At 49.6% G+C, this 361-nt stretch carries 2 protein-coding genes; one reads left to right on the top strand and one right to left on the bottom strand.

Annotated features, from left to right (window positions below; genetic code table 11):
• On the bottom strand, window positions 1-72 hold a 72-nt coding region (locus MTBPR1_RS18465), incomplete at its 3' end, for an Ig-like domain-containing protein (protein WP_420808125.1).
• Here MTBPR1_RS18465 and MTBPR1_RS10870 point away from each other — a divergent pair.
• Window positions 50-361 (top strand): tandem-95 repeat protein (locus MTBPR1_RS10870; protein WP_126465180.1); only part of this gene is annotated, 312 nt, incomplete at its 3' end. The two genes, MTBPR1_RS18465 and MTBPR1_RS10870, sit on opposite strands and share 23 nt — an antisense overlap.

Here is a 361-nt window from a genome sequence, read left to right as displayed (position 1 = left end):
AGTAAAGCTGTCGCTGCCTTGATAATCATCATTAGGCGTATAGGTCACCGTGCCATCAGCATTGAACGTCACCCAGCCTGCGAATGGTGAAGTGACGTTCAATGCGGATGGCACAGTAACCTATACGCCTAATGATGATTATCATGGCAGCGACAGCTTTACTTATACCGTCACAGACGAGGATAACGAGACCACCACAGCCACGGTGACCATGACGGTCACCCCTGAAAATGACACGCCCGTGGTAGGTGAGATCACCTTGCCAGACGGTGTGGAATATAACACCTATACGCTTAGCGAAGAGCAGCTTTTAGCTAATGCCACAGACATTGATGGCGATAGTCTTGAGGTGACTGAAGTG

Source organism: Candidatus Terasakiella magnetica, assembly GCF_900093605.1.
GTDB lineage: Bacteria > Pseudomonadota > Alphaproteobacteria > Rhodospirillales > Terasakiellaceae > Terasakiella > Terasakiella magnetica.
The sequence above is the reverse complement of the archived record's forward strand: the minus strand, read 5'-3'. Positions and strand labels throughout refer to the sequence as shown.